The following is a 1,417-nucleotide window of genomic DNA, read 5'->3' as shown; positions in this document are numbered from 1 at the left end:
CTCGCCGGCAGCCTGCTGCTGGCTCTCGCCGCCCCCGTTTCGGCCCAGGTCTACAAATGGGTGGACGCCGAAGGCATCACCCATTTCGGCTCGCAACCGCCACAGGGCCAGGCCGCCACGGCGGTAGACACCGCGGCGGCGCCTCCCAAGCCGGCAGCGCAGGTTCCTTCGCCAGGCAGCCTGCCAAAGCTCGACAGCCAGATGGAAGACGACGAGCAGGGCGCGATCGACGCCAAGGTGAAGGAAGAGGTCGCCGCGCGCGAGGCCGAGCGCAAGCGTTACTGCGATGCGGTGCGGACCAACCTCGCCCAGCTGCAGAACAATCCGCGGGTGCAGGTGAACATCGATGGGCAAGTGCGTCGGCTGCGCGAGGACGAACGCCAGTCGCGGATCGCCGAGAGCCAGAAGGCGATCGCCGAAAACTGCAGCAAGTGACCCGCTAGCCTCGACCGACGATCAGTCGGTCGAATTCGCCGAGGGCTTCCAGCAGCCCTCGCGCCTGATAGACCCTGTCGCGATAGACCTCTTCAGCCATTTCACGAATTCCCGATACCGCCGGCAGCGCGGCGTCGTTTTCCAGCAGCAGCTTCATCCGCGGCAGAAAGATCCACTGCAGCCATTGCTCGAACTCCAGCGTATCGATGCAGAACGGCTCGGGGCTGGAAAGCGCGGCCTCGCTCGGCGAGACGTCAGCCCACCAGCCCTGTACCCGCAGCTCGCGCTCGATCAGCAACAACTGCTCAGCCACCGCCGGAAAACGCGAATCCACTAAAGATTGACCTTCGCCTGAGCGCGCGCCTGGGCGGCACCCGCGCTGTCGCCCTGCCGTTCGCGGGCCTGGGCGATCAGGTTCCACAGGCTGCCCTGCAAGGCGGGGCGGCCATTGGCGTAGGTCAGCCCGCGCCGCGCCAGTTGCTCGGCCTGGGCGGCGTCGCCCTGGGCCAGCCGCACTTCGGCGAGGCGATAGAGCACCTGCGGCTCACGCGGGGCAATGCGCTGGGCACGCTCGAGGCTGGATGACGCGCCGTTGAGATCGCCGCCGCTCTGCTGTTGCTGCGCGGAGGTCAGCAGCGCCAGCACCGGTCCGTCGAGCTGTTCATCGGCGGACAGCACGCTGCCGCCGGCGCTGGGAATGCCGCTTGGCGCAGGCGCCGCGTACTGCGGCGTCGAGGCGTACGGGGCCGGCGCGGAATAGCTGCCGCCGGTCACAGGGCCGACGGTGATCGGCGTGGTGCTGATCGGCGCGCTGCTGGTCGCGCCGCCGTATGGGGTGGAGGTCGCCGGATAGCTCTGCACTGGCGACGATCCGGCGCCACCGGGCACCATCACCACCACGCCGGAATCTTCCTCGATGGCGCGGGGCTGGGTCTGCGCGGCCGGCGGAGTGTAGCCGCCACTGCGGGCGAAGCGCTGCTCG

At 68.9% G+C, this 1,417-nt stretch carries 3 protein-coding genes; 1 reads left to right on the top strand and 2 read right to left on the bottom strand.

Annotated elements, in window-relative coordinates:
• The coding region (locus B2X67_RS20585) for a DUF4124 domain-containing protein (RefSeq protein ID WP_286786638.1) at positions 1 to 435 on the top strand (435 nt) is incomplete at its 5' end.
• Between the two features lie 4 nt (positions 436 to 439).
• Here the strand turns inward: B2X67_RS20585 and B2X67_RS20580 are convergent.
• Positions 440 to 769 carry a YqcC family protein gene (locus tag B2X67_RS20580; protein WP_282339552.1) on the bottom strand — a complete coding sequence of 110 codons (330 nt, stop codon included), beginning with the start codon at positions 767 to 769 and terminating at the stop codon, positions 440 to 442.
• On the bottom strand, positions 769 to 1,417 hold a 649-nt coding region (locus B2X67_RS20575; RefSeq protein WP_286786637.1), incomplete at its 5' end, for a tetratricopeptide repeat protein. The genes B2X67_RS20580 and B2X67_RS20575, both read right to left, overlap by 1 nt.

Origin of the sequence: Pseudomonas sp. UBA3153 (genome assembly GCF_002364635.1) — a bacterium.
Classification (GTDB): domain Bacteria; phylum Pseudomonadota; class Gammaproteobacteria; order Pseudomonadales; family Pseudomonadaceae; genus Pseudomonas_O; species Pseudomonas_O kuykendallii.
This window is presented reverse-complemented; position numbering and strand designations above follow the sequence as displayed.